General features: G+C 61.6%; 21 protein-coding genes and 1 pseudogene. 11 read left to right on the top strand and 11 right to left on the bottom strand.

The genetic code is table 11. The annotated features are described in order from the left end of the window. Positions 1-32: 32 nt before the first annotated feature. Positions 33-962, bottom strand: a complete 930-nt coding sequence (locus IAG25_RS21800; protein ID WP_187606705.1) for a LysR family transcriptional regulator — start codon at positions 960-962, stop codon at positions 33-35. A gap of 69 nt (positions 963-1,031) precedes the next feature. After that, positions 1,032-2,294, bottom strand: a complete 1,263-nt coding sequence (locus IAG25_RS21795; protein ID WP_187606704.1) for an MFS transporter — start codon at positions 2,292-2,294, stop codon at positions 1,032-1,034. A gap of 263 nt (positions 2,295-2,557) precedes the next feature. Between IAG25_RS21795 and IAG25_RS21790 the strand changes: the two genes are divergently transcribed. Together IAG25_RS21790 and IAG25_RS21785 are read left to right on the top strand one after the other, a co-directional pair. Further along, positions 2,558-2,866 carry a DUF4148 domain-containing protein gene (locus tag IAG25_RS21790; RefSeq protein ID WP_187606703.1) on the top strand — a complete coding sequence of 103 codons (309 nt, stop codon included), beginning with the start codon at positions 2,558-2,560 and terminating at the stop codon, positions 2,864-2,866. A 50-nt stretch (positions 2,867-2,916) separates the two neighbouring features. Further along, on the top strand, positions 2,917-3,315 hold the full coding sequence (locus tag IAG25_RS21785; RefSeq protein WP_187606702.1) for an FKBP-type peptidyl-prolyl cis-trans isomerase: 399 nt from the start codon (positions 2,917-2,919) through the stop codon (positions 3,313-3,315). Between the two features lie 43 nt (positions 3,316-3,358). On the opposite strand, the pseudogene IAG25_RS21780 reads toward IAG25_RS21785, so the two are convergent. After that, positions 3,359-4,057 (bottom strand): annotated as a pseudogene (locus tag IAG25_RS21780) (GNAT family N-acetyltransferase); the annotation flags it as partial. Positions 4,058-4,477: 420 nt separating this feature from the next. Between IAG25_RS21780 and IAG25_RS21775 the strand changes: the two are divergent. The 3 genes from IAG25_RS21775 to IAG25_RS21765 are packed head-to-tail and all read left to right on the top strand — an operon-like array spanning position 4,478 to position 9,059. After that, on the top strand, positions 4,478-5,836 hold the full coding sequence (locus tag IAG25_RS21775; protein WP_309243953.1) for a 2-hydroxycarboxylate transporter family protein: 1,359 nt from the start codon (positions 4,478-4,480) through the stop codon (positions 5,834-5,836). A 6-nt stretch (positions 5,837-5,842) separates the two neighbouring features. Further along, positions 5,843-7,684: a sensor histidine kinase gene (locus IAG25_RS21770; RefSeq protein WP_187606699.1), complete on the top strand. Its 1,842-nt coding sequence runs from the start codon at positions 5,843-5,845 to the stop codon at positions 7,682-7,684. Then, positions 7,677-9,059, top strand: coding sequence for a sigma-54-dependent transcriptional regulator (locus IAG25_RS21765; RefSeq protein WP_309243952.1), 1,383 nt, complete (start codon positions 7,677-7,679; stop codon positions 9,057-9,059). The genes IAG25_RS21770 and IAG25_RS21765 overlap by 8 nt, the downstream gene beginning before the upstream one ends. 254 nt (positions 9,060-9,313) lie before the next feature. Here IAG25_RS21765 and cheY read toward each other — a convergent pair whose 3' ends face one another. The 6 genes from cheY to IAG25_RS41480 all read right to left on the bottom strand — a co-directional run bounded on the left by cheY (position 9,314) and on the right by IAG25_RS41480 (position 17,377). Next, positions 9,314-9,709 carry a chemotaxis response regulator CheY gene (gene cheY / locus IAG25_RS21760; RefSeq protein WP_187606698.1) on the bottom strand — a complete coding sequence of 132 codons (396 nt, stop codon included), beginning with the start codon at positions 9,707-9,709 and terminating at the stop codon, positions 9,314-9,316. 141 nt (positions 9,710-9,850) lie between these two features. Beyond that, positions 9,851-10,759 carry a chemotaxis protein gene (locus IAG25_RS21755; RefSeq protein WP_222946616.1) on the bottom strand — a complete coding sequence of 303 codons (909 nt, stop codon included), beginning with the start codon at positions 10,757-10,759 and terminating at the stop codon, positions 9,851-9,853. Positions 10,760-10,890: 131 nt separating this feature from the next. Then, entirely contained in the window at positions 10,891-12,903 is a 2,013-nt protein-coding gene (locus IAG25_RS21750; protein ID WP_187607105.1) for a putative bifunctional diguanylate cyclase/phosphodiesterase, read from the bottom strand. Beyond that, complete coding sequence (locus IAG25_RS21745) at positions 12,900-14,213, bottom strand: EAL and HDOD domain-containing protein (RefSeq protein ID WP_255503885.1); 1,314 nt, start codon at positions 14,211-14,213, stop codon at positions 12,900-12,902. Before IAG25_RS21745 ends, IAG25_RS21750 begins: the two co-directional genes overlap by 4 nt. A 111-nt stretch (positions 14,214-14,324) precedes the next feature. Further along, entirely contained in the window at positions 14,325-16,244 is a 1,920-nt protein-coding gene (locus IAG25_RS42050) for a methyl-accepting chemotaxis protein (protein ID WP_187606695.1), read from the bottom strand. A gap of 998 nt (positions 16,245-17,242) precedes the next feature. After that, on the bottom strand, positions 17,243-17,377 hold the full coding sequence (locus tag IAG25_RS41480; protein WP_255503845.1) for a hypothetical protein: 135 nt from the start codon (positions 17,375-17,377) through the stop codon (positions 17,243-17,245). Positions 17,378-17,648: 271 nt separating this feature from the next. On the opposite strand from IAG25_RS41480, the gene IAG25_RS21735 reads away from it, so the two are divergent. The 3 genes from IAG25_RS21735 (at position 17,649) to IAG25_RS21725 (ending at position 20,489) form a co-directional block, all read left to right on the top strand. Beyond that, positions 17,649-17,912 (top strand): hypothetical protein, encoded by a 264-nt coding sequence (locus IAG25_RS21735; RefSeq protein WP_187607143.1) that lies wholly within the window; start codon positions 17,649-17,651, stop codon positions 17,910-17,912. Between the two features lie 355 nt (positions 17,913-18,267). Then, a complete protein-coding gene (locus IAG25_RS21730; RefSeq protein ID WP_187606694.1) occupies positions 18,268-18,711 on the top strand; it encodes a hypothetical protein in 444 nt (147 codons plus the stop codon). Further along, complete coding sequence (locus IAG25_RS21725; protein ID WP_187606693.1) at positions 18,708-20,489, top strand: ShlB/FhaC/HecB family hemolysin secretion/activation protein; 1,782 nt, start codon at positions 18,708-18,710, stop codon at positions 20,487-20,489. Before IAG25_RS21730 ends, IAG25_RS21725 begins: the two co-directional genes overlap by 4 nt. A gap of 58 nt (positions 20,490-20,547) precedes the next feature. On the opposite strand, the gene IAG25_RS21720 is transcribed toward IAG25_RS21725, so the two are convergent. Beyond that, positions 20,548-21,012, bottom strand: a complete 465-nt coding sequence (locus IAG25_RS21720; protein ID WP_187606692.1) for a septal ring lytic transglycosylase RlpA family protein — start codon at positions 21,010-21,012, stop codon at positions 20,548-20,550. A 157-nt stretch (positions 21,013-21,169) separates the two neighbouring features. Here IAG25_RS21720 and IAG25_RS21715 point away from each other — a divergent pair, with 157 nt between their 5' ends. Then, complete coding sequence (locus IAG25_RS21715) at positions 21,170-21,763, top strand: BPSL1445 family SYLF domain-containing lipoprotein (protein WP_187606691.1); 594 nt, start codon at positions 21,170-21,172, stop codon at positions 21,761-21,763. Between the two features lie 3 nt (positions 21,764-21,766). Here IAG25_RS21715 and IAG25_RS21710 read toward each other — a convergent pair whose 3' ends face one another. Further along, positions 21,767-22,642, bottom strand: a complete 876-nt coding sequence (locus tag IAG25_RS21710) for an IclR family transcriptional regulator (protein WP_187606690.1) — start codon at positions 22,640-22,642, stop codon at positions 21,767-21,769. A 285-nt stretch (positions 22,643-22,927) separates the two neighbouring features. On the opposite strand from IAG25_RS21710, the gene IAG25_RS21705 reads away from it, so the two are divergent. Next, the gene (locus IAG25_RS21705; RefSeq protein WP_187606689.1) at positions 22,928-24,019 is read left to right on the top strand and encodes an ABC transporter ATP-binding protein; all 1,092 of its coding nucleotides are present in this window, start codon (positions 22,928-22,930) and stop codon (positions 24,017-24,019) included. After that, entirely contained in the window at positions 24,012-24,929 is a 918-nt protein-coding gene (locus tag IAG25_RS21700) for an ABC transporter permease (protein ID WP_187606688.1), read from the top strand. The genes IAG25_RS21705 and IAG25_RS21700 overlap by 8 nt, the downstream gene beginning before the upstream one ends. Positions 24,930-24,937 lie beyond the last annotated feature (8 nt).

Genomic DNA, 24,937 nt, shown 5'->3' with positions numbered 1-24,937 from the left:
GTTCTTGGAGCGGCAGACGATTAGTTGCGTTGCTATTTCACCCATCCGCGCTCGATGAGCGGCACGTCCCACACCGGCTCCGGGCCCAGCCGCTCGGCGAGAAACTCGACCAGCGCCTTCACCTTCAGGCCCTGACGTTGCGTCGCCGGATAGACGGCGGCGAAGTTCATCGGCGAGAGCGCGTAGTCCGCGAGAATCGGCACGAGCGAGCCATCGAGCAGCGACGCGCTCGCCACCAGCGTCGGCAGGCACACGACTCCGCCGCCCGTCAGCGCGTAGTCATGGAGCAAATGGACGGAATTGGAACGGATGATGCCGGGCAATTCGATTTCCACGACCTCGTCGCCGCGTGTCATCGTCCAGCGATTGCGCGACGGATAGCCCGAGTAGAGCGCCGTCCTGTGATCCAGCAGTTCGCGCGGATGGCGCGGCGCGCCGTGCTCCTGGAGATACGAAGGCGCGGCGCAGAACAATCGCCGGACGGTGAAGAGACGCCGCTCGATCAGCGATTCGGAGATCGCCGGAAAAATCTGGAACGCGACGTCGAAGCCCTCCTCGATCGGATCGACGACACGATCATTGACGATCACGTCGAGCTGGATGCCGGGATAACGTCGATTGAATTCTGCAAGCGACGCGCCGAAGTGACCGAGCGCGAAGCCCGGCAGCATCTGAATCCGCAGGCGCCCGGTCGGGGTCGCGCGCAACTCGCGCATCTGGTCGGTCAGTTCGTTGACGCGCCCCACGACCTCCGCGCAGTCCCGATAGAACGCCTCGCCGACATCGGAAAGCCGCACGTGCCGCGTGCTGCGGTGAAACAGCGGCACGTTGAGAAACTTCTCCAGTTGCTGGATGCGCGTGGTGACCACCGAACTGGCCACTCCGAGCTGGCGCGCCGCCTCCGCGAAGCTGCTGGTCTCCGCAACCCGCACGAAGGCCTCGATGCTGAGAAAACGATCCATGCCGGTCCCTTTCGGTCGTGTCCAGCATGTCAGTGTATCCAAAGCGCGCGACGCTCCGAAACAGCTGTTTTACTCCGGCTGCTCGACGCCGGTGAACTCCACCGTCCCCGAATTCCGGCGCACTTTCGCGGGCGCGGTTTCTTCGAGCAGCAGGCTCACGCCGATACCGAGCAGCACCGCGCAGATCGGCAGCCAGAGAATATTCTGGATACCGAAGCGTGTCGCGACGAACCCCGCGAGCGCCGGCGCCACGCCGCCGCCGAAAATCTCGCCCGCGCCGACGACGATCCCGATGGCAGTCGACACCATGCCCACGGGCGCCGCCTCCGTCGCGACCGGCCCGGAAAGCAGCGCGACGAGACCCAGCGTGAAGAAGGACGCGACGAACAGCACGATGAACAGGATCAGCGGCTGCGCGCCGAGTCCGCGAAACACGTACAGCATGACCGCCGTTCCCGTGAAACCGGCGATGCTCGCGAGCCGCCGGCCGACGAGATCGGACAGCCCCGGCAAACCGAACTGCCCGACGAAGCCGCCGAAGCCGATCGCCGACACCACGATGCCCATGCGCTGCGTGTCCAGCGCGAGGTAGTCGGTGAGATAAAGCGGCAGCATCGCGCCGAGCACGAAGACGCCCGTCATCGCACAGAACAGCGCGACCATGGCGACAGGAATGTTGCGACGCTTCAGCACGTCGCGCCAGTTGCCCTGTGCGGCCGGCGTCTTCTGTTCCACGGCCGGCAACTCGGTGGATCGCGGCTCGCGAATCACGAAGAACATCAGCAGCCCGAGAATCAGGCCGGGAATCGAGACGAGCGCGAAGACCCAGCGCCACGAGACCACGCCGAGCAATTGCGTCGCGATGATCGGCGAAAGCGCGAGCCCAAAAAGCGCGAATCCACTTTGCTGAAGCCCGAGATTGAAACCGCGCCGCTTCGGATGAGAAGCGTCCGCGGTCGCGGCGAAGCTCGTCGGACAGAACGAGCCTTCGGCGACGCCCATCAGCGCGCGCACGGCGAGCAGACTGGCTAGACCGCCCGCGACGCCGGAGAAACCGGATAGCAGCGAGAAAGCGATGATCGCGGGAATCAGCACCTTGCGCCGCCCGATCTTGTCGGAGATGCCGCCCATCAGCGCGGCGAACACGCCCCACGAGAGACCCAGTATGCCGATGCAGTTGCCGACGTCCTGCGCGGTGAGATGCAGGTCCTTCATGATCGCCGGGAAGAGCGGCGCGATCAGCCACCGGTCGAGGCCGACGAGGCCGAATCCGAGCGCAAGCAGCGTCACGGCTTTCCATTCGTAGGACGTATCCCACCGTTTCGAGGTCATCTCTGTCTCCTGAGTCAGAATCGCCGGCGGGTTCGTCGCAGTGCGGCCTCGCCGACGGAACAGAGAGTGACCCAGACGCCGTTTGAAAAGAACTGCCGAAAGGGCGAACGCGTCATTTGCGAAATGCAAACAATGGCGGAAGTGCAGTCGTCGCCGGGTTCGGACGAGACGGACCGAGCGGATTTCGCTCCAACTAGGGATACTTCGAATGGACGCCCCGCGCATGCAGTAATGTTCAGCCACGGGCAGAAGGAGGACGCGACATGAGAAAGCCACTGAAAATCCGCTCGATGGTCCCGGCGCTGGCGATCACGCTGGCCGGATGCGCCGCGAGCGGCATGCAGCAAAGCGCAACGAACCTGAGCGCAGCGCAATGCCGCGACCTCACCGCGCTCAGAAACCACGCGCCGCCCACGCGCGAGCGCAACATGAGCGAGCTGGCGGCGCTGGAGCGGGCGGGCTACGACCCGTCGAAGTTCTACGATCCGTACTATCCCGACGATCTCCACGCGGCGCAGCGCCAGGTCGATCGCTGGTATCGGGCGGAGTGTCCAGAGGCGCGGGCGGATTGACGCGCAAAGGCTCCCGATATAATCGGCGTTCCGTCCAACGAGGTTATCGCATGAAATCAGTCATCGCTTTGCTTGCAGCATCGGCCATCGCATCGAGCGCATTCGCCGCCAACGCCGTCGACAAATTGCCGTCGGGTGTCGTCGTCGAGCACCTCACACAGGGCACGGGCCCGCAACCGAAAGCCGACGACGTGGTGAGCGTCAACTATCGCGGCACGCTCGCCAACGGCACCGAATTCGACAGTTCGGGCAAGCACGGCGGCCCCGCGACCTTCCCGCTCAACCGGGTGATTCCGTGCTGGACGCAGGGCGTGCAGAAGATCAAGGTCGGCGGCAAGGCGAAGCTGACATGCCCCGCCGCAACCGCTTACGGCGATCGCGGCGTGGGCGCGATCCCGCCGAACAGCGACCTGACGTTCGAAGTCGAACTGCTCGGCATCCAGAAGTAAGCCCGCTGGCGAAGGCGCGTTCGATTCACTCGCCGCCTTCGCCCCGCAATTGCGCGAGCGATGCGCGTTGCTTGCCGTTCGCGTCGAAGTTGTCGTCGGCGAGCCAGCGCTCGAAGGCGTGTCGAATGCGCGGCCAGTCCTTGTCGATGATCGCGTACCAGGCCGTATCGCGATTGCGTCCCTTGTAGACGATCGCCTGCCTGAAAATCCCCTCGAATTCGAAGCCGAGCCGCAGCGCGGTCTTGCGCGAAGGCGCGTTCAGGCTGTCGCACTTCCATTCGTAGCGCCGATAACCCAGGTCGTCGAAGACATGGCGCATCAACAGATATTGCGCTTCCGTCGATATGCGCGTCTGCTTGAGCAGCGGCGAAAAGGTGACGCTGCCCATCTCGATGACGCCATGAACCGGCTCGATACGCATCAGCGCCAGCGTCCCGACCGCCTTCCCGCTCGCGGAATCGACGACGGTGTAGTGCAGCGGATCGGTGGACGCAGCGGCCTTGGTCAGATAGTCGCGGAAGGCGTCGAAGTCGGTGAACGGTCCGACGAAGAGATACGTCCAGTCGCTGCCATCCGGAGCCTGTCCATAGGCGTCGAAAAGATCCGCCGCGTGGCGCTCCACGTCGAGCGGCTCGATGCGGCAATGCCTGCCGTCGATGCCGATGCGCGCGGGCCGCTCGCGCGCCGTCCAATCCGCCACCGCTTCGCCGATGGGCTGCCCATACTCGTTGGTTCTCGTCATGCGTGAAGGAACTCCGGTTGCATTGAAAAGAATGAGCTCACAGTCTAAAACCTCAGCCATCAAAACGGCCCGATTCTGAAATTTCAGAACGCCGCGCGGCCGTCCGCTGTCGTCTCAAAAAAATCCACATCAAATCAGTGGCTTGGCATGTCGCATCCGCGCGTGTTCGTTGGCACGGGCCTTGCCTTGTCATAGGCATAGACCCCGCCGCGAACGCGCTTCGCCGCTCAGGGCCAGCCAACAACGGAGACGACATCTTGACCCTGCCATTGCCCCGGCGCGCACGCGCATTCTTCCGGTAACCGGCCGCCCCCGCTTTCCCCGACACATCCCGAATCATCCGCCACACGCGGCGTGGGACACACACGCCCGCCGTTCGGATTGCAGCACATGCATCGCCCAAACAGCAAGGAGACATACGTGCAGATCACATCTCAAAGCGCGCAGCACGACGACGCGCAGCCGGCATCGACGAACAAGGAACGCTTCTGGCCCGAGGGCTGGTGGAAGCTGATGGAAACGCGCATCGGCATCATTCCGCTGCCGGTGTACCTGCTGCTGCTCGGGCTGATCACGGGATTCGCGGTGACGGGCAAGGTGCCCGGCGAAATCTCGATGGCGATCGCCGTGCTCGCCTTCTTCGGCTTCACGTGCGCCGAGATCGGCAAGCGCATGCCGCTCGTGCGCAACATCGGCGCGGCGGCGATCTTCGCGACCTTCATTCCGTCGGCGCTCACCTACTATCACCTGCTGCCGAAGCCGATCCTGAATCTCACGACCGAGTTCACCAAGCAGACGAACTTCCTGTATCTCTTCATCGCGTCGATCATCGTCGGCAGCATTCTGAGCATGGACCGGCGCGTGCTGATCAAGGGCTTCATCAAGATCTTCATTCCGCTCGCGGTCGGCTCGATCGCGGCGGCGATCGTCGGCACGCTGGTCGGTACGGCGCTCGGGCTCGGCGCGCGTCACACGCTGCTCTATATCGTCGTGCCGATCATGGCGGGCGGCGTCGGCGAAGGCGCCATTCCGCTTTCGATCGGCTATTCGGAGATCATGCATCTGCCGCAGGGCGAACTTTTCGCGCAGGTCTTGCCGCCCGTGATGCTCGGCAGTCTCACCGCGATCGTGCTGTCCGGCGTGCTCGACATGATCGGCCGCCGCTTTCCGCATCTGACGGGCCAGGGTCGTTTGCAGGTCGGCGAGCAGGACGAGATGGACCCGGTGAAGGAAGAAATCACCGCACATATCGACGTGACGCACATCGCGGCGGCGGGCATCACGGCGATCACGCTGTATCTGCTCGGCCTGATGTGCAGAAACATCTTCGGCCTGCCGGCGCCGGTGGCGATGCTGTTTCTGGCGGTGCTGGTGAAGCTCGCGCGGGCGGTGTCGCCGCAGCTTCAGGAAGGCGCGTTCGTGGTGTACAAGTTCTTCTCGACGGCGGTGACCTATCCGCTGCTGTTCGCGATCGGCGTGGCGATGACGCCGTGGGACAAGCTGATGGCGGCGTTCACGGTGGCGAACATCGTGACGATCGTGATCACGGTCGCGACCCTGATGGGCACGGGCTTCGTGGTCGGACGGCTGATGAAGATGTACCCTATCGACACCGCGATCGTGAACGCATGCCACAGCGGCCAGGGCGGCACGGGCGACGTGGCGATCCTGACGGCCGCCAACCGGATGACGCTGATGCCCTTTGCGCAGATCGCGACGCGCATCGGCGGTGCGATCGTCGTCACGCTGACCTTGCTGGTGCTGGCGCATTTCGGATGACCGTGTATGACGATGTTGGGCGTTCCTCTGTGGGCAGTGGCGGCAAGCGCGGTGCTCTATCTCGCCGCGGCCGCCGCCGCCGTGGAAGTGGCCTGGCATCGCGGACTCGACGCACTGACCGAAGCGGGCGCGCACCGGCTGGATCTGTACGCCGCGAGCCTCAAGAGCGAACTGGGCCGCTATGAGATCCTTCCCGCGATCGCGGCGCGCCAGGACAGCATCAAGACCTTGCTCGAAGCGCCGCCCGACGCGCGGCGCGCGCTGCTCCCCGCCGTCGACGATTATCTCGAAGCGGTCAACAAGGACGCGGGCAGCGTCGCGGTGGATGTCATCGACCTGAACGGCGACGTCATCGCCGCGAGCAACTGGAATCAGCGGGTGAGCTTCGTCGGCACGAACGTCGCGTATCGCCCGTACTTCACCGATTCGATCTCGGGCGGCAGCGGCCGCTTCTTCGGCATCGGCACGAACACGGGCGAGCCGGGCCTGTATTTCGCGAGCGCGGTGCGCGGCGCGGGCAAGGTGCTCGGCGCGACGGCCGTCAAGCTGAGCGTCGATCCGCTCGAAGCCGCGTGGCGCGTGCCGAACGAAGCCGCGATGGTCGTCGATGGCAACGGCGTGGTCGTGATCTCGACCGTGCCCGCGTGGAAGTTCACCGCGCTCGCGCCCATCGCCGCGCACAAGCAGGAGCAGATTCAGGCATCGCGCCAGTATGCGGGCCGCAAGGTCGATAACCTCGGCTACGAACGGCTCGACGACTGGCGCAACGGCGCGTGGTTCGCGCGCCTGCCCGACTGGTCGCATCCCGGCCGCACGCGGCGCTATCTCGTGATGTCGCGCAGCGCGCCGCAAGCGGGCGACGCGATCATGGTGGCGCTCGATCTCTCGACCGCGCGGCGCCAGCAACAACTCGCCTTCGCGTTCGTGACGCTCGCGTTTCTGATCGCGGGACTCTATGGTCTCTACGCCGTGCAGCGACGTCGCGTGATCGTCGAGCGGCTCAGGGCGCAGGACGCCTTGCAGCGCGCGAACGACCGTCTCGAAGAAACCGTGCAGCAGCGCACGGCGGCGTTGCAACAGGAGATCGAGGAACGCGTGCTCACCGAACACAAGCTGCGCGATTCGCAACAGGAAGTCGTCCATGCGGGCAAGCTCGCCGTGCTCGGCCAGATGGCGGCCGGCCTGACGCACGAAATCAATCAGCCGCTCGTCGCCATCCGCACGCTGTGCGACAACGCGCGCACGTTCTTCGAGCGCGGCCAGCCCGCGCAGGCCATCGCCAATCTGGAGCGCGTGGGCAAACTCGTCGAGAACATGGCGCAGCTCACGGCGGAACTGAAGGCCTTCGCGAGAAAGCCCGAGGCGAACACCGTGCCGGTCGCGCTCGGCGATGCGCTTGCGCATGCGCGGCTCATGTACGACGCGCGCATACGCGACGAACGCGTCCAGCTCGATATCGACATCGCGCCGGACGCTATCGTGGAAGCCGAGCCGGGACGTCTGCAACAGGTGATCGTCAACCTGCTGGGTAACGCGCTCGATGCGCTCGCCGGATGTGAAGCGGCGCGCATCCGCATCGGCGCAAGCCGGGGCGATGATCCCGCTCGCGTGATCTTCTACATCGCCGACAACGGGCCCGGCATCGATCCGCACGTGCTCGCGCATCTGTTCGAGCCGTTCGTGACGACCAAGCCGCGCGGTCATGGCCTGGGCCTCGGGCTCGCGATCACGTCGCGCATCGTCGAGGGCTTCGGCGCACGGATCGCGGCTGTCAATCTCGAAGGCGGTGGCGCACAATTCACCATCGAATTCGTAGCGGCGAACGGCAGGAGCGCTGACAGTGACTAAAAGCCCGATCCGGCAGGCAAGCGATGACATCCGCGTGGTGATCGTCGAGGACGACGAGAACGTGCGCCTCGGCGTCGAACAGGCGGTAGCGCTCGCGGGCTTTCCGGTGGAATCGCACGCATCGGCGGCGAGTGCGCTGGCAGCGGCCGTGCCCGGCTCGCCTGTGGTGTTCGTTTCCGACCTGCGCATGCCGGGCATGGACGGCATGCAACTGCTCCAGCACGTGCTCGCCGTCGATGCGCAGATTCCCGTGGTGCTCATCAGCGGCCATGCGGACATCTCGACGGCCGTCGGTGCGATGCGCGTCGGCGCCTACGATTTCATCGAGAAACCGTTCTCGTCGGAGCACATTGCCGGGTGCGTCGCGCGGGCTGTCGAGAAGCGCCGGCTCACGCTGGAGGTCGAAGGCCTGCGCGCCGCGCTGCAAAACGGACGCGGCATCGAGGCGCTCGTGCTCGGCAAGTCGCCCGCCATCGCGGATGTGCGCAAGAAGATTTTGCGGCTCGCGGATACATCGGTGTCGGTGCTCATCACGGGCGAGACGGGCACCGGCAAGGAACTCATCGCGAGGGCGCTGCATGACTATGGCCGCCGGCGCGAGCATCACTTCGTCGCGCTCAATTGCGGCGGCCTGCCCGAGCAGCTTTTCGAGAGCGAGCTTTTCGGGCACGAGGCCGGCGCGTTCACCGGGGCGACGAAGAACCGCATCGGCAAGATCGAATGGAGCGACGGCGGCACGCTCTTTCTCGACGAGATCGAAACCATGCCGGTCGCGTTGCAGATCAAGCTGTTGCGCGTGTTGCAGGAGCGGCGCATCGAGCGGCTCGGCACGAATGAATCGATTGCCGTCGATTGCCGTGTGGTCGCGGCGTCCAAGGCCGATCTCGCCCTGCTCTCGTCCGAGGGACGCTTTCGCGCCGACCTGCTGTATCGGCTGAACGTCGCGCTGATCGATCTTCCGCCCTTGCGGGAGCGTCGCGAAGATGTGCCGCTGCTGTTCGAGCATTTCGTGCTCGCGGCGGCGCAGCGCTTCGGCCAGGATGCGCCGATGGTCACCGCTGCGCAGGTGTCGGAGCTGACTGCTCATCAATGGCCGGGGAATGTGCGCGAACTGCAGAACGTGGCCGATCGTTTTGTGCTGGGCCTTTCCGGCGATCAGTTGATTCCTTCCGATGATCGGCCGCGCGGCGGGGCGCCGCTCAACGAGCAACTCGCGTATATCGAGCGCGTGCTGATCGAGGATATGCTGCGCCGGCACAATGGCAATGTCGGGGCGGCGAGTGACGCGCTCGGTATGCCGCGGAAGACGCTTTATCACAAGCTGCGGCAGTTCAATATCTCAGCGAGGGATGTTCAGGCGGAGCGGGAGGATTGATTGATTGCTTTCGGGCTTTTATGGCTCCGCCGGATCCCGTTAGCGTGTCGGTCTATTGGCTCTGCCCCTGTGCGGGGCGGCAGTCACTTTCTTTGCTGCTGCAAAGAAAGTAACCAAAGAAAGCAGCTCGTTCAAGCCCGCGGTCACACGTAGTTTGGCCATGCTTGCCAGCCGCCCGTGGCACTCGCCTAAGAAGCTGTTGCCGAGATTAAGTTCAAGGCTTTTTAAGTCTGTGATTTACAGATCGTTCGCAATCACCCCCTCGCGTTGACGATCTTCTCAAGTATGCTGGTCATCTTTTCTTCAAGCGTTGCGGCCGTGAATGGCTTGACTACGTAACCATTTGCGCCTGCCTGCGCCGCCGCAATAACATTTTCCCGCTTGGCTTCGGCCGTGACCATCAACACGGGCAGACGCGACAGACTCGCGTCAGCGCGGATTTCCTGGAGCATCGACAGACCATCCAGAATCGGCATGTTCCAATCGGAAATGACAAAATCGTAGCGACCGGCTCGCAGGCGCGCGAGCGCCGCTGCCCCGTCTTCCGCCTCATCGATGTTCACGTAGCCGCTTTCCTTCAGCAAATTGCGTACGATACGGCGCATCGTCGAAAAGTCGTCGACTACCAGAATCTTCATGTTTCGATCCATCTTGCCCACTCCTGTCTCTCGATTGTTTGCGCTTCGCCCGTCGAACCCAACGTCGTTGCGCGCATCACTCGACGATGCGCATCAGTGCCTCGACGCGCTCGACTAACTCCATGTCACGGCCCTTCATGAGTTTTTCGATTATCAAACGGCCTTTGCGATGAGGGCCTTTCGCATCACGGAGGCAAGTTCGCTCGGTTCGAACTTCGCGACATAACCATTCGCGCCGACTTTGCGCACGTGTTCCACGTTAGCGGAACCGGACAAGGACGAGTGGATCACGACCGGAATGTGGCGCAGCGAAGCGGTGTCTTTAATGCGGCGAGTGAGCGTGAAACCATCCATCTCGGGCATCTCCAGATCGGTCAAGACCATCCCGATCTGGTCGTCGACGGACGCGCCAGTGGATTGCGCTTCGCGATCGAGCCGCTCCAGCATCTCCCACGCCTCTCGGCCCGTTTTGGTCATCACGTAGGGGACGCCCATCGCCGTCAGACTCTGCTCAATCAGGCTGCGCGCGACGCCAGAGTCGTCCGCGGCAAGTACTTTCGCGCCCGGTTTCAATAGAAGCTGTCCGGTTTTCTCCGCACTGATTTCCTGGGTGCTCCCCGGCAGCACGTCTCGCAAAATCTGCTCGACGTCCAGCACCTGCGCGAGGCTCGATCCATCGAAGTTTCCGTCCAGCCGTGCAAAGCTCGTGACCGTGTTGCCGCGCGTGCACGACTCGGCAGAGAGGATCTGATTCCACTCCAGCCGCACGATGTCGTCCACTTCTTCGACGGCAAAGCCCTGCGTCGTGCGGGCGAACTCGGTCACCAGCAGGATTTTCGAGCCACTCCTTGCTTGACATCCGATCACACGGGCGAGGTCGATCACGGGAATGATCTGGCCGCGGATATCCACCACACCGAGAATTTCCGGCTTCGCACCTGCCACGCACGTGATCGTTGGCATTTCGACAATCTCACGCACCTTGAATACGTTGATGCCGTAGCGCTCGCGCTCCCCGGAATCTCGCGCGTGGCCCACCTTGAAAAGCAGAAGCTCAAACATGTTGCTGCCCGCGAGCTGGACTCGCTGCTCGATATCGTCCTGTGCATGGTTCACGGTGTACGGCTCCTCGTTTGAATAACAGTGGAAGATCTCTTCTTTTACGGTAGAGGCATTTGCTTTATGAAGGTTACCTAACTATTTTTTTCGGTGGATCCAACGCCGCAATAGGCGGAAATATCAAATCTTGTCAAAGGATCCAGGCCGTCCTTTCCGTCCGCAGCCGCGGGCCTGCCAAAATGAAAACCCTGCATCACCTCGCAGCCCAACTGCCGAAGCACTTCGACCTGCGCGGGCGTTTCCACGCCCTCGATGACGCACGCCAGGCTCAGACTGCGGCACAGATCAACAATACTGCGCACGATATCGCGCGCGCCTACGTTGGTTTCAATGTCCGCGATGAAACTGCGGTCGACCTTGATCTTGTCCAGCGGTAATCGGTGGATGCAGTTCAGGCTCGAAAATCCCGTTCCGAAATCGTCGAGCGAGATGTGCGCCCCCAGCGTTTTAAGCGCTTTCAACGCCTGTTGCGCCTGCTCGAAATCGTTGATGACAGCCGTTTCGGTGACTTCAAACGTGAGGCGATCGGGTGCAACACCACTTTTGCGAATCATGCTGATGAGTCGCTCGAGGGCATCGGGCGACGCCAGATCGAGCGCGGAGAGATTGAAGGACACGCGCGCTTCGACAGCACCGGCTTTCATGATCCTCAGTGCTTTTCCCAGCAGCACTTCGGTGAGCGTGTGAATCAGATGGCTGCGCTCGGCCACCTTGATGAAAAGAGAGGGCGGAACCGCGCCGAGAATGGGACTCTGCCACCGCGCCAAGGCCTCGAAGGAGATGATGCGTGCAGTCGTCACATCAACGATAGGCTGGAAATGGAGTGACATTTCCAGCTCGAGATCAGCGTGGCGCAAAGCCTGCTCGATCTCGCCGAACTTGCGAATCTGGCTCTCATGTTCGTGCGAGAAAATGGTAATGCCCCCGCGCCGATGAGTCTTTGCAAAATAGAGCGCATAGTCCGCATGCTCGAACAACTGGTCGGGCGTCTCCCCTCCTTCCGGAAAGATCGCGAGACCGATCGAACCGGACAGCGATAACGTGGCTCCGAGCCAGACGTAGGGTCTGCGAAGCGCTTCACAGATCGCCGTGCCCAACAGCACGAGTTCCTGTACGTCCGTCAGATCGCGTATCAGAAGACCAAACTCGTCGCCGCCCAGGCGGGCCAGGGTAATGTGTGGTCCCGACAGCGCCAGCAAACGGCAGCCCGCTTCCTCAAGGACGCGATCGCCCGCCGCGTGGCCGTACAGATCGTTTATCTGTTTGAATCCGTCCAGATCGATTACCCCGACGGCATATCTCAGCGAGCCGGGATTGTCGCGAGGCACGAGCGCGTTGAGCTCACCGAAAAAGCGTCGCCGATTCGGCAAGCCAGTCAGACTGTCGAGATTCGCCAGCGAGGAGTTCTCCTCACTGAGGCGCAGCAGTTCGGCCTGGCGAGCTCGCAATGATCGCCGTGACTCGACCAGGCGCGCAAAATCCCGGTAGTAGGACAGCAGGATGAGCACCATCGCAACCGCAACGAGCAACATGTTGGCCGCGATCGCCATCAGAACCACGTTGTGCGTCAAAGCGAAAAACAGCGAAAACGGTACGACCACGATAGCCGTCAGCAATAGCGCTGCCGCTCGCGTGTGCATCAGACAAAATACGCACCCGATGACGGTAATCGACATGTAGAACGCAACGTGGACGCGGGCGTAAGCGTCACCATAAGGATAAAGCGCCAGGCCCCAGGTTGTGAACAACACCCCCAGCACGCCGATCAACACGAGCGTGGTGCGCATACGTGCGGCAATCTGGGCATCCGTGAGCGTATGCCGGCGCTTCTGCCGTCTTAGCCACGTCGCGAGCCGCATCAGACAAACCGCGCACAGCGAGATCGGAACGTCACGAGCTAACCAGGCCGGGGCAGTTCCGATATGCGTAATTGCCACCGCGACAGTGTTGATGATCAGAATGACGTGTAACAGCGGCAATTGCCTCGCGAAAGCTTCGAACTGACAGCGCGAGAGTTCGTCACTCGGGTTCGACTCACCGCTCAACGATAAAAGCCGTCGCAATAAAGGGATGCGCAATAAATTCATGTCTGAATACCGATACCTGGCCGGTGATGGTCTGCTGTCCATCGGTCGATCCATCGCTCGGCGCTCATCTGCAGCTCGGCAAGCGTCGATCGCTCGAGCGATGGCCACCGCTCGATCGTTTGCTTGAGCACGGCCTCATCCTGAATCTCGATTGCTTCGGCCGCAGCGAGCAGCGTACCGAGCGGACCGTCATGGCTTTCGATGGCGGCCTGGATCAAGGGATGAACATGCAGTTGTTCCATCAGTTCGGAAAACGGCAACTCGAATATGACATTCATCAGCGAGAGCATGCCGGTGAGCGACGCCATGTCCGCGAAATCATCCGGCACCGTTTGATGCTCGGCGATGCGCTGCGCCATCAACTCCATGAATCTGGCGCGGACCCCTACAAGTTGGACCATCGGACTAACGTCCAGCGCGGTAGACGGATTGATTCCGTTCGCGTAAGTCAGCAAATGAATCCATCGGGTCATGCGCGCGACGCCGACCACGAGGATGGCCTCACGTACCGAGGTAATCTCGCGCTGCCAGTCTGCCATCCTGTTTGCATTGGCTAGCCGCAAGAGATGCACCACGATGTCGGCATTGGCCTTCAGTGCTTCTTCGAGTTGCTTCGGATCGGGGTCGGTCGATAGCACGCCCAGCAGTCGGAGAAGCGTTGCCGGGCAATGGTTGGCCTTGCGCTGACGCAGTACCTGCGCGCGTGCGAAGAAATAGCCCTGGAAGAGTTGGCAACCTGCGCGCGACGCGACATCGAAGTCGTCATGGGTTTCCACTTTTTCTGCGAGCACGGTCTTCCCCGCCTCGAGGAAATAGCCGACAACGTTGGCGAACTGTTCGCCCGAGGTGCTCCGCATGTCGACCTTGACGATATCGATCGCCGCGAGCAGTTGCGGGGGAACGTGCAGCTCTGTCGATACATCATCCAGTGCGAGCCGGTAGCCGGCCGCGTGCAGCGAGTGACATCGTGCAATGACGGCCCCATCAAATTCGATATCCTCAAGGATTTCGAGTACGAAGCGCTCGAACGGAATGGTCTCGATTGCATCACTCATCAAAAAGCTCCGACTGACGTTGACAAAGCCCGTGCGGTTTCGCAGCACTTTCCCGACGCCAAAGTCGCCAAGTGCGCCGCACAGTACATGTGCGGTCGCCCGGTCTGCATCTCCCACGGACGCGCTGTTCTCCGCGCTGTCGCGAAACAGCAACTCATAGGCGCTCAAGGTGCCGTCGCGCGTGAAGATCGGTTGTCGTCCAAGGTAGATCTCGGACCCTGCATATGCGTCGTCAGCACTGGTATCGCAATCCATGTCTTGCACGGCCCCTCCTGCTTAGAATCCTGTAACTTGTTTATCTGAGACCGGGAGGCGGCACCCACTGCCCATCCTCCGGTCACCCCTCGCGCATGGAAATAAGCCCGCTCAGAATTGCTCCCAGCCTCCGGCAGCCGCGACTACCTTCTTCGGTCCGAACGCATCGGATCGCGGCTTCGCGACAGCAGGGGCACCGTTGGCGACGCCTGACCGCGCCGGACTCGCGACCGCCCTTATCGTCCTTGCTTCGGTCCTCGCTTCGGTCCTCGACGGATGCTCGTCGAGGCGAAAGGTTTCGACCGTACGCTGAAGTTCGAACGCCTGTTCTTCGAGGCTGGCCGCCGCCGCTGCTGCCTGCTCGACGAGCGCGGCGTTCTGTTGCGTCACTTCGTCCATCTGTGTGATGGCGACATTCACCTGCTCGATACCGGCGCTTTGCTCCTGGCTCGCCGAGGTGATCTCGGCCATGATGTCCGTGACCCGCTTGACGCTGCTCACCACTTCTCCCATGGTTTGGCCAGCCTGGTCGACGAGCTTCGAGCCCGCTTCCACCTTGGCCACCGAATTTTCGATCAGCGTCTTGATCTCCTTGGCAGCCCCGGCTGATCGTTGTGCGAGATTGCGGACTTCCGTCGCCACCACGGCAAAGCCTCGCCCTTGTTCTCCCGCGCGTGCCGCTTCGACGGCCGCGTTCAACGCCAGGATATTGGTCTGGAACGCGATCCCGTCAATGACGCTGATGATGTCGGCGATCTTCTTCGAGCTTGCATTGATCTCGCCCATTGTCGTGACCACCTTGCCAACGACATCGCCCCCTTTGATCGCAATATCTGTGGCGCAGGCCGAAAGTTGATTGGCTTGACGGGCGTTTTCGGCGTTCTGACGCACGGTGCTCGTCAGTTCTTCCATCGAACTCGCGGTCTCCTGTAGCGAAGACGCCTGTTGCTCCGTGCGGCTGGACAAATCGGTGTTGCCCGCGGCGATTTGCCTGGATGCCGTGCTGATCGACTCCGTCGCTTCCTTGATCTGGCCCACTACGGAGGCCATGTTATCGAGCAACGCATTGACGCCGGAACAAAGGGCTTCGACCGAACCATGCTTGCCTTCGAGCGGCACACGCGGCGTCAGGTCACCCTCCTTGGCAGCCGCGGTGACGGCCTGCGTTTGTTCCACTGCCAGCTCGAGCACCTTCGCCGCGCGCACCTGCTCGGTGACATCGGATGCGTACTTCACGACTTTGAACGGCTTGCCGTTCATATCCATGATCGGGTTATAGGAGGCCTGGATCCATACCTCACGACCGCCCTTGCCGATGCGCTTGTAGCGGCCCGAGTCGTACTCGCCCCGTGCGAGCTTCTCCCAGAACATCCGGTACTCGATCGTGGCGCGTTGATCGGGATCGACGAACAGGCTGTGATGTTGGCCCTTTATCTCGTCGAGCATGTATCCCAACGCTCTCAGGAAGTTTTCGTTCGCGTTGAGAATCCGCCCGTCCAGTGCGAATTCGATCACAGCCTGCGCCTTGCCGATCGCGGCCAGTTGCCCCTCGAAGTCGGCCGCCTTCAGCTTCGCCTCGGTAATGTCGGTGGCGTACTTGACGACTTTGAACGGCTTCCCGCCCGTGTCCATGATCGGGTTGTAGGACGCTTGAATCCATACTTCCTTGCCGCCCTTGCAGATACGTTTGTACTGACCGGCGTCGTATTCACCTCGGGCGAGCTTCTCCCAGAACAATCGATACTCGACGTCGGCGCGATGCGCGGGATCGACAAACAGACTGTGGTGCTGCCCTTTGATCTCGTCGAGCGAATAGCCCAGTGTCCTCAGAAAATTGTCATTGGCGGTCAGCACCCGCCCATCGAGCGTGAACTCGATGACCGCCTGAGCCTTACTGATTGCAGCCAGTTGCCCTTTCATGTCCGCCCACTCTCGCGCCTCGTCCTGGGCATGGGTATTCCCGGTCGTGCTGATTTGGGACGATGCATCGGCGGTTAATGCCCTGCGTCTGCTGGCAAAATAAAACTTCATTTGACTCTCCTCAACTTCACGGTGACAACTGGAATGCACGGCATGCAGCGACACGCCGTTCGGGGGTACGCGAAACTGGAGCGCATCTCACTTCCGATGAGGGAGGGGAGCCTGAGCGCGAGATCGCCTGTAGGGCATTGCGGGATCCTTATGGCGCGCTTGGGTAATCGACCAGGCATCGTGGCGGCCGAAGCGATCTGAAACAATGCGCCGTGTTGATTCAAAAATCATAAGCATGACTAACCCATCCTGCGATCCGGACATTTGTACTTCACACTACTCTAAGAAGGGTAACGACAGAGGTAATTTCTACTTGAGAGAGGGTAAACCGGCAGCAAACGATTGGCATGCGGTTAAGCCGGTTTGCTTTTTATTGAATTTATCTATCAACTGCCACTTCCGATCTTTAACAGGTCTATTTCTTTAAATCGCACACTCAATCAATTCGCTACACAACGCTAAATATATTAGGAATTCTTTATTAGTAGTCGATACTATCGACAGAAGCGAAATGATCTTTGACTAAAACGTGTTTGTTCGAAGCGAGCCCCGCGCGAAATGGCGGGCTCGTTTGACTCTACTTTTTGCATTGCGTTTCTAATTCGCTCCGCTCGCACGCGCCGCAAAACGAAAAAGTTGGACAAAGCGCGACCTGTCGTTCATATTGCACGACTCGGGGAATTTTGGACTCTTGACTAGCGCTATCAGCTCCTGCTCAAATCACGCCTGGTGATTTGAGCGGCCGCAATAGTACGAACGGACCCTCGCCGCCTCGCTTGTGCGAAGCGGACTCTCCTCTTTAATTGTTCTTCGCAAGAGCGCCTTGGTGCGCCTTGCTTCACAACGTTGCGCCTTTTTTCGTCGACGCCGAGGACTCGTGTGGTCTTTCCTCGTGCGAACGAACCGTTCTTTTTATTTGAGCAATATATGAGGACGTTTCACGCTCAGACGCGATGTAGACATCGAAATAGATCCACTATTTAGGATTGCATAGCGAATCATAATCGCTGATTCATTCCTACATAATAAGCATGAACAAGGGTATTCACAAACTCGTCTTTAGCCGTGTGCGGCATCAGCGGCCGCGTGACGGGAACGGGCGACGGCTGCGGCGGCAGCAGTTCCTTCGCCATATTCGGCTGGGTTCTCAGCAGCGTCCTATGCTGCTACGGTTGTGGAAATTGCAGCAGATGCGGTGGCGCAGATCGTGAAGCCGGATGTGGGCCAATATTGGACCAGTAGCGGCAGTGCGATGATTTCGGATCGTTTCGCAACAGCGAATCCGCTTGCTAGTCCCGTGATAAATGAGGCGACGAATAAGTTCAACAGCAGTAGCTTTTCGCAGTCTGTTCAAGACTTCATAAACTCTTCGTGGAATCGCATCAGTAACCAACCGACAAAGAAATGAAGTATATCGAAGATGGCATCTTTACCGGTTGGGTGTGTACCGCCTTAATTGTGGTGGGTATTGGGATATCGTATGCAACGCTCAAATACGCGCCTCCTTCGATCTGGAGCGTGTTTCTATCGCTGTTCGGGTTCTCGCTTATCGCTATCGGTGGTTTGAGCAGCCGTGCTCGCCTACTGAAAATAAAACCCTTCGACAACAGCTATAAAAAAGCACGCAAGAGCTACGAAGTGAAGGACGAGGAGCAAGACAAATCCTGAAACAACAAACCCGGCCGTAGTCGAGTTTGTCGTCCGTGCAGCAGTTCAAGCCGGCGTGATGACGAGCCCGCCGTGTTCGCCCTGCACTCTGACGCGCTATCGTGGTTCAAATCCGGCGCGCTCAAGCCATCGCCTGGCAAGGGTGAACTGCGGGAAGTGCGGCTAAGGCGTCGAGCGTCGGATGCGCGAGGAAGGGCGCACGCGTATACCTTCCTGAACGACGTGCATCAGCGAAGTTGCCAAAGGCTAGTTCTTCGGGCATTGATCGCATATTCAAGGGCAATCGCATTTGTATGGATAACGTATCAAATTATTGAATAATTATCGGCATTGAATAAGAAAGGACGGACTCAAAATGACAAACAGATCACCAGCCCTGCGCGATGATCCTTTCGCGGTCGCTCAGGTGGCACTTTACATATTTGCCGGACAGAGCGCCTTATCTGCGCTCTTGTTCCTCACGGGCGCGATACCTTTACCCATTGACGTGCAAGCATCGCTCATGCAGCGCGTTTCCTTCATTGCGTCAGCGGCGGCGACCTCGCTGTGTTTGGCGCTAGGTTATTTGTTACTCGCGCGATGCCTGGATCGTTGTACCAAGCTCGTTTGGCGCGTGGCGCTGGGGATGTTCCTGTTGAGCGCACTATTGAGCGCCCTCGCATTTTTCGCAAGCCCGTCGACTTTCCCGATACTTACGGGCGGTCTATCAATCGCAGGCGCATGGTCAATCTTTAAAGGGCGGAAGACGTTTGATGACCAGTCCGACGAGGTGTGTGGTTCTGCGAATGGTGGCATATGAAAAGAGTAAAGCTAGCGGCCCTGCCACTCTCAACCGCCTTAACGCTCGCCGCTCACGCACAGCCAGCACCGACAATCGCCGACGAAGCCGCCGCCGCTCGCGCCAACGCGCTACGAAATCAACAGGTACAACAGCAACGCGACGCCGGGCAGCGCGAGGCGACTGTACAAGCACCCGTCGTGCGCTCGACGGTGCCGACCGATGGCACTTTTCCGGCGCTGCCAAACGAGCAGCCATGTTTCCGCGTCGACACCTTCGCGCTTACTGTCCCGGCGACGCTGCCCAACGCGATCCGCGAGCAAGGCACCTCGGCGCTGCCGCTCGATCGCTTCGCCTTCGCTAGCGAATGGCTCGATCACTATCGCGGGCAATGCATCGGCCGCGAAGGCGTCGCGATACTCGCCAAAGGCATCCAGCAAGCCGTGCTAAGTCGCGGCTACGTGACGACGCGCGTCCTCGTGCCCGAGCAGGACATCGCGAGCGGTACGCTCTCGTTCGCGCTCGTGCCCGGCGTGATTCGCGATGTCCGCTTCGCCGAGCCCGTGACGTGGGCATCGTGGCGCTCTGCCTTTCCGACGCGGCCCGGCGACGTGCTCAACCTGCGCGACCTCGAGCAAGGCATCGAACAAATGAAGCGGCCCTCAAGCCAGGACGCCGACATGAAGATCGAGCCGACCGGCGCACCGGGCGAGAGCGATGTCGTCGTCTCGCTCAAGCGCGCGAAGCCTTGGACGCTCGTCGCCTCGGTCGACAACTCGGGTAGCCGCGCGACGGGCAAGCTACAAGGGAGCCTAAGCCTCGGCCTCGACAATCCGCTCGGCCTGAATGACGTGTTGAGCCTCGGCGCCAATCAGGATCTGTATTTCGACGACAAGGGGCTCGGCTCGCACGGCTTCAACGGCTCTTACGCGGTACCGTGGGGCTACTGGACGGGCTCGCTCTTCGGCTACACGAGCACGTACTATCAGCAGATCGCGGGGGTCAATCAAACGTTCGCGTCGAGCGGTAACACGCAGACGGCGGGCGTCAAGCTCGCGCGCGTGCTACGCCGCAGTCAGAGCGACGTGCTCAGCGCCTATGTGCAACTCTCGAAACGGTTCGGGGCGAGCTTTATCGACGATACCGAGATCGAGATTCAGCGGCGCAACAACACTTTTATCGAGGCGGGGCTCACGGATCGGCACTACATCGGCGGCGCGCAGATCGACGGCACGCTCGGCTTTCGGCAAGGGATCGGCGGCCTCGGCGCGACGCCCGACCCGTCGCCCGGACCCTATCCGCCCACGCCGATGCCCACGACCAGGCCGACCTATCGCTATCGTATGGCGGTGGCCGATTTCAACCTCTCGGCGCCGTTCGCCGTGGCGCGTCAGCCGTTCCGGTACGTGTCGACGTTTCATGGCCAGTATTCGCCCGATACGCTCTTCTACGTCGACGATCTCACGATCGGCAGCCGATACACGGTGCGCGGCTTCGACGGCGAGCAAATGCTCGCGGGCGAGCGCGGATTTTACTGGCGCAACGAGTTGCAAGCGCCGCTCGGGCAGTCACGCCAATCGCTCTATGCGGGCATCGACTACGGACGCGTGTTCGGCCCGAGCACGGCATTTCTCGCGGGCACGCAACTCGTCGGCGCGGTGATCGGTCTGCGCGGCGGCATCGCCTCGAAGTATGGCGGACTGAGTTATGAGTTCTTCGCGGGCACGCCGCTCTACAAACCATCGGCGATGTCGACCTCGCGCGTGACGCTCGGTTTTCAGGTCATGGCGCAGCTCTGACGGAACGGGCTTCGGATGTCGCGGGCTCGTACCGCGTCAGGAAATTTCTTCATGCACACTAGGGCGCCCCCGCGCCCGACTTAACAGTGCCATCAGGCTGCGGAACCTCGATCGGCTTGACCTCGACCGGCGCCGTGCCATCCTTCTTGAGCCCGAGCTTATCGGCCGTCTTAGGCGAAACATCGACGATCCTGTCCTTCACATACGGCCCGCGATCGCGAATCTGCACCACTTCGCTGTTGCCATTCTCGAGATTCGTGACCCGTGCTTTGGTGCCGAGCGGAAGCGTCTTGCTCGCGGCGGAATCGGACTGCGGATTCATCGGCGTGCCGTCCGCCATCTTCTTCTTGTAGAACTTGTGGCCGTAGTACGAAGCCTTGCCCTTGCGCGGCTTCCCGGAGCGATCGAGATTGCGTTCATGAGCGGACGTGGTCTTCGCGTGATGCTCGCTCGCGGAAGCCGCATACGCCGTGCTCAGACTGCACGACAGGATCACGCATACGAATGCCCGAAGCCGCTTCATGTTCCTTTCCTCTCGAACTCGACGTCCCGACTGCTTCGTAGTAGCACGGATCGCTCCATTTCCCTCTGCTCAATACGCTGGCCCTCCGATCTCCACACACACCGGACGACAGCTTGTATAGTGCGAGAGCCTAAGAACTGTGGATCTCGGGAACCCTATGAACCAGAAGAAGAAAAGGCGTCTCTTGTTGGCCGGCGGCATTGCAGCGGCAGCGCTGGCGTTGAGCGGATGCACGACCACAGGACCATCGTCCGGTGAGACAGCGGCCGGCACGGCCGATCGCGATCGCGCCATCGACGCCGCCGTCGATGCGACGCTCCAGCGGCTCTATGCCTCCGTGAACGGCTCGCGCGAACTCGTGAACAAGGCGCGCGGCGTGCTCGTCTTTCCACGCGTGATATCGGCGGGCTTCTGGCTCGGCGCACAGTACGGCGAAGGCGCGCTGCGCGTGGATGGCCGAACCGACGGCTACTACAGCACGGCAGGCGGTTCGTTCGGCTTGCAGATCGGCGCTCAGTCGAAAGCGCTCATCTACGTGTTCCTGACCGACGACGCGCTCGCCCAATTCCGCAAGCGCGACGGCTGGGCGGTCGGCACCGACGCGACCGTCGCGGTCATGAGGCTCGGCGCCAACGGCCAGCTCGATACGACGACAGCCACCAACCCTGTCGAAGTCTTCGTGCTGACGAATGCCGGACTCATGGCCGGCGTGTCGCTCGAAGGCACCAAGGTCAGCCGGTTGAGCGACTGAGCGCTACTGCTCCGGGCCGGACAACGGCCTGGTCGCCATCGCGCGCGTGAGACCGTGGACCGGGCGACGCACGGCCACATCGAACGGATTGATCTGCGGACCGATCGTCGCGGCCTGACGCTTCAGCAACTCGACCACCATGGGCAGACGGTCTTCGCCGAGACGCGTCGATAGCGTGCCGACGCTCAACGCGCCGACCGCAAGCCCCCCACGATCGAGTATCGGCACCGCGACGCCCGCCATGCCATCGATCAATCCGCTGTTGCGCCCCGCGTAGCCTTGCGCGCGCACGCGCTCGATCTCGGTGCGCAGATAGACCTCGTCGAACACGCCATAGTTATGCAGCCGCGGCACGTTGAAGCGGATGATCTCCTCGCGCTCTTCCTCGGGTTGAAACGCGAGAATCGCGAGGCTGCCCTGCCCGACGCCCAGCGCCACGCGCCCGCCCACATCGCCGGTGAACGAGCGGATCGGGAACGGGCCTTCGCACATGTCGAGACACACTGCATCGAAGCTGCTCTTCACGAGCAGGAAGATGGTGTCGCCGAGACTCGCGCATAGCCGCAGCAACGCGGGCCGGCACAGCGTGCGCATGCGGCTCGGGTTGCCCGCCTGCGCCGCCAGCGAAAAGAAATCCACGCTCAGCCGATAACGCTTGCTCCCCTCGTCCTGTTCGACGACCCCTTCCGCGATCAGCGCATGCAGGATGCGATGCACGGTGGCCTGCGTCAGTCCCACCGCCTTCGCGAGCGCGGTGACACGGCTGCCTTCGGCCTGGTCCTCGCCGAGCGCGCGAATCACGGCGAACGCACGCTGGAGCATGCCGACGCCCGGCGCGTCCGGCGGCTGCGTTCCGTTTTCTTCGTCAGAAGCCTTCATCTTCGCCTCGTGTATTCCATTCAACGGAATGTCCGCGCTACGCAATTCTCCGCCCCTATTCGACCCGATTCAGCCGCATAGCGCAATCTAAGGGATAACCCAAATCACGCTCATCGAAATAAATTCTCCGTGCAAGCGAGATAAATTCCATTGTTCGAAATCCATAAGCAAGTTTCACTCATTCACTGGAATTTCAAATTGACGCACCGAAATTTGGCTAGCTAGAGTCGGTCCATCGGAATCAGTCGCACACAGGCGGCGCGCGACGCGCCGAAGGGGCAGGCCATGTCGTTCCTCACATTGACCGATCTGTCGAAATCGTTCGGCGATCTGCACGCCGTCGCCGACGTCAATCTGTCGGTCGAGAAAGGCGAATTCGTCTCGCTGCTCGGACCATCGGGCTGCGGCAAGACCACGACCTTGCAGATGATCGCGGGCTTCATCGAAGCGACGCGCGGGCGCATCATGCTCGACGGCCGCGACATCACGCACATGCGCCCGAACCGGCGCGGCCTCGGCATCGTGTTTCAGAGCTACGCGCTCTTTCCGCACATGAGCGTCGAGCAGAACGTGAGCTTCGGGCTGGAGATGCGCAACATCGACAAGAGCGAGCGCCGCGAGCGCGTGCGCGACGCGCTGTCGCTCGTGCGGCTCGACAAGTTCGCGCATCGCTTTCCGCGCGAGTTGTCGGGCGGGCAACGTCAGCGCGTGGCGCTCGCGCGCGCGATCGTCATCGCGCCGCCCGTGCTGCTGCTCGACGAGCCGATGTCCAACCTCGACGCGAAGCTGCGCGAGGACATGCAGTTCGAGTTGCGCGGCATTCAGCGCAAGATCGGCACGACGACGATCATGGTCACGCACGATCAGTCCGAAGCGCTGTCGATCAGCGATCGCGTCGTCGTGATGGAAGCGGGCCGCATCACGCAGGTCGATACGCCCTATCGCGCGTATGAGCGTCCCGAGACGAGCTTCGTGTCGCAGTTCATCGGCAAGGCCAACATGCTGCGCGGCACGATCGTCGCGCGTGACGGCGACGCCATTCGCATCGATCTCGGCCACGATCTCGCGGAGACGGGCTCGACCTCGCAGCTTCCGGAGCGCGAGCGCGCGATCGGCGTCGGCGATGCGGTCACCGTGTGCATCCGCCCGGAGAAACTGAGGCTCGGCGCGGCGGGCAGCGGACGTCTGCCGGGCCGCGTGACGAGCCGCTTCTTTCTCGGCAGCCAGTGGCTTTACCGGCTCGACAGCCGCGCGGGCGAAATGCTCGTGTGCTGCCAGAATCACGGCGACGAGCCGCTCGAAGAAGGCGCGCAAGTCGGCATCGACTGGAACACGGAATCGATCCGCTTCATCCAGCAGGAGGCCGCCCGTGGATAGCACGCTGCGTTCTTCCGAGCCTGCTTCGGCGGCGGCATCGAACAGCGCCCGGCGCGCGCCGTGGCATGCGTATCTGCCGCTCTGGATGATGAGCGCGCCCGCGCTGCTGCTTTTTGCGGTGCTCGTGATCGTGCCGCTCGCGATGACGCTCGCGCTCACCTTCTACCGATTCGATCCCGCGATCGGCTCCGTCGCCGCGTTCGATCTGCATAACTACGCCGAAGTGCTCGGCTCGTCGTACTTCCACACGATCTTCGCGCGCACGTTCGGCATCGCCGCGCTGGTGACGTTGCTCTGTGTCGTGATCGGCACGCCCGAGGCGTACATCCTGTCGCGCATGGGCGATCCGTGGCGCTCCATCTTCCTGCTGGTGATTCTCGCTCCGCTGCTCGTCTCGGTCGTCGTGCGCGCGTTCGGCTGGAGCATGCTGCTCAACGTGAACGGGCTCGTGAACCAGTTGCTCGGCGCGTTCGGCTTCGGTCCGTACAAGCTGCTCTATACGACGTTCGCGATCGTCATCGCGCTGGTTCACGTGATGCTGCCGTTCATGGTGATTCCGGTGTGGACCGCGCTGCAACGTATCGATCCGCAGACGGAAAACGCCGCGCTCTCGCTGATGGCCTCGCCCGCCGTCACGCTGCGGCGCATCGTATTGCCGCAACTCGTGCCGGGGATTTTGTCGGGCAGTCTGATGGTGTTCGGTCTGTCCGCGAGCGCCTTCGCGATTCCGGGACTGCTCGGCGGACGCCGCCTGAAGGTCGCGGCCACCACCGTCTACGACCAGTTCCTCAGTTCGATGAACTGGCCGCTCGGCGCCACCATCGCGGTGCTGCTGCTCATCGCCAATCTGGTGGTGATGCTCACTTATTATCGCGTGCTCGAGCGGCGCTATACGCGCAGCATGGGCTGAACGAGGCG

The organism is Caballeronia sp. EK (assembly GCF_014384845.1).
In the GTDB taxonomy this organism is placed as follows: Bacteria; Pseudomonadota; Gammaproteobacteria; order Burkholderiales; family Burkholderiaceae; genus Caballeronia; species Caballeronia jiangsuensis.
The sequence above is the reverse complement of the archived record's forward strand: the minus strand, read 5'-3'. Positions and strand labels throughout refer to the sequence as shown.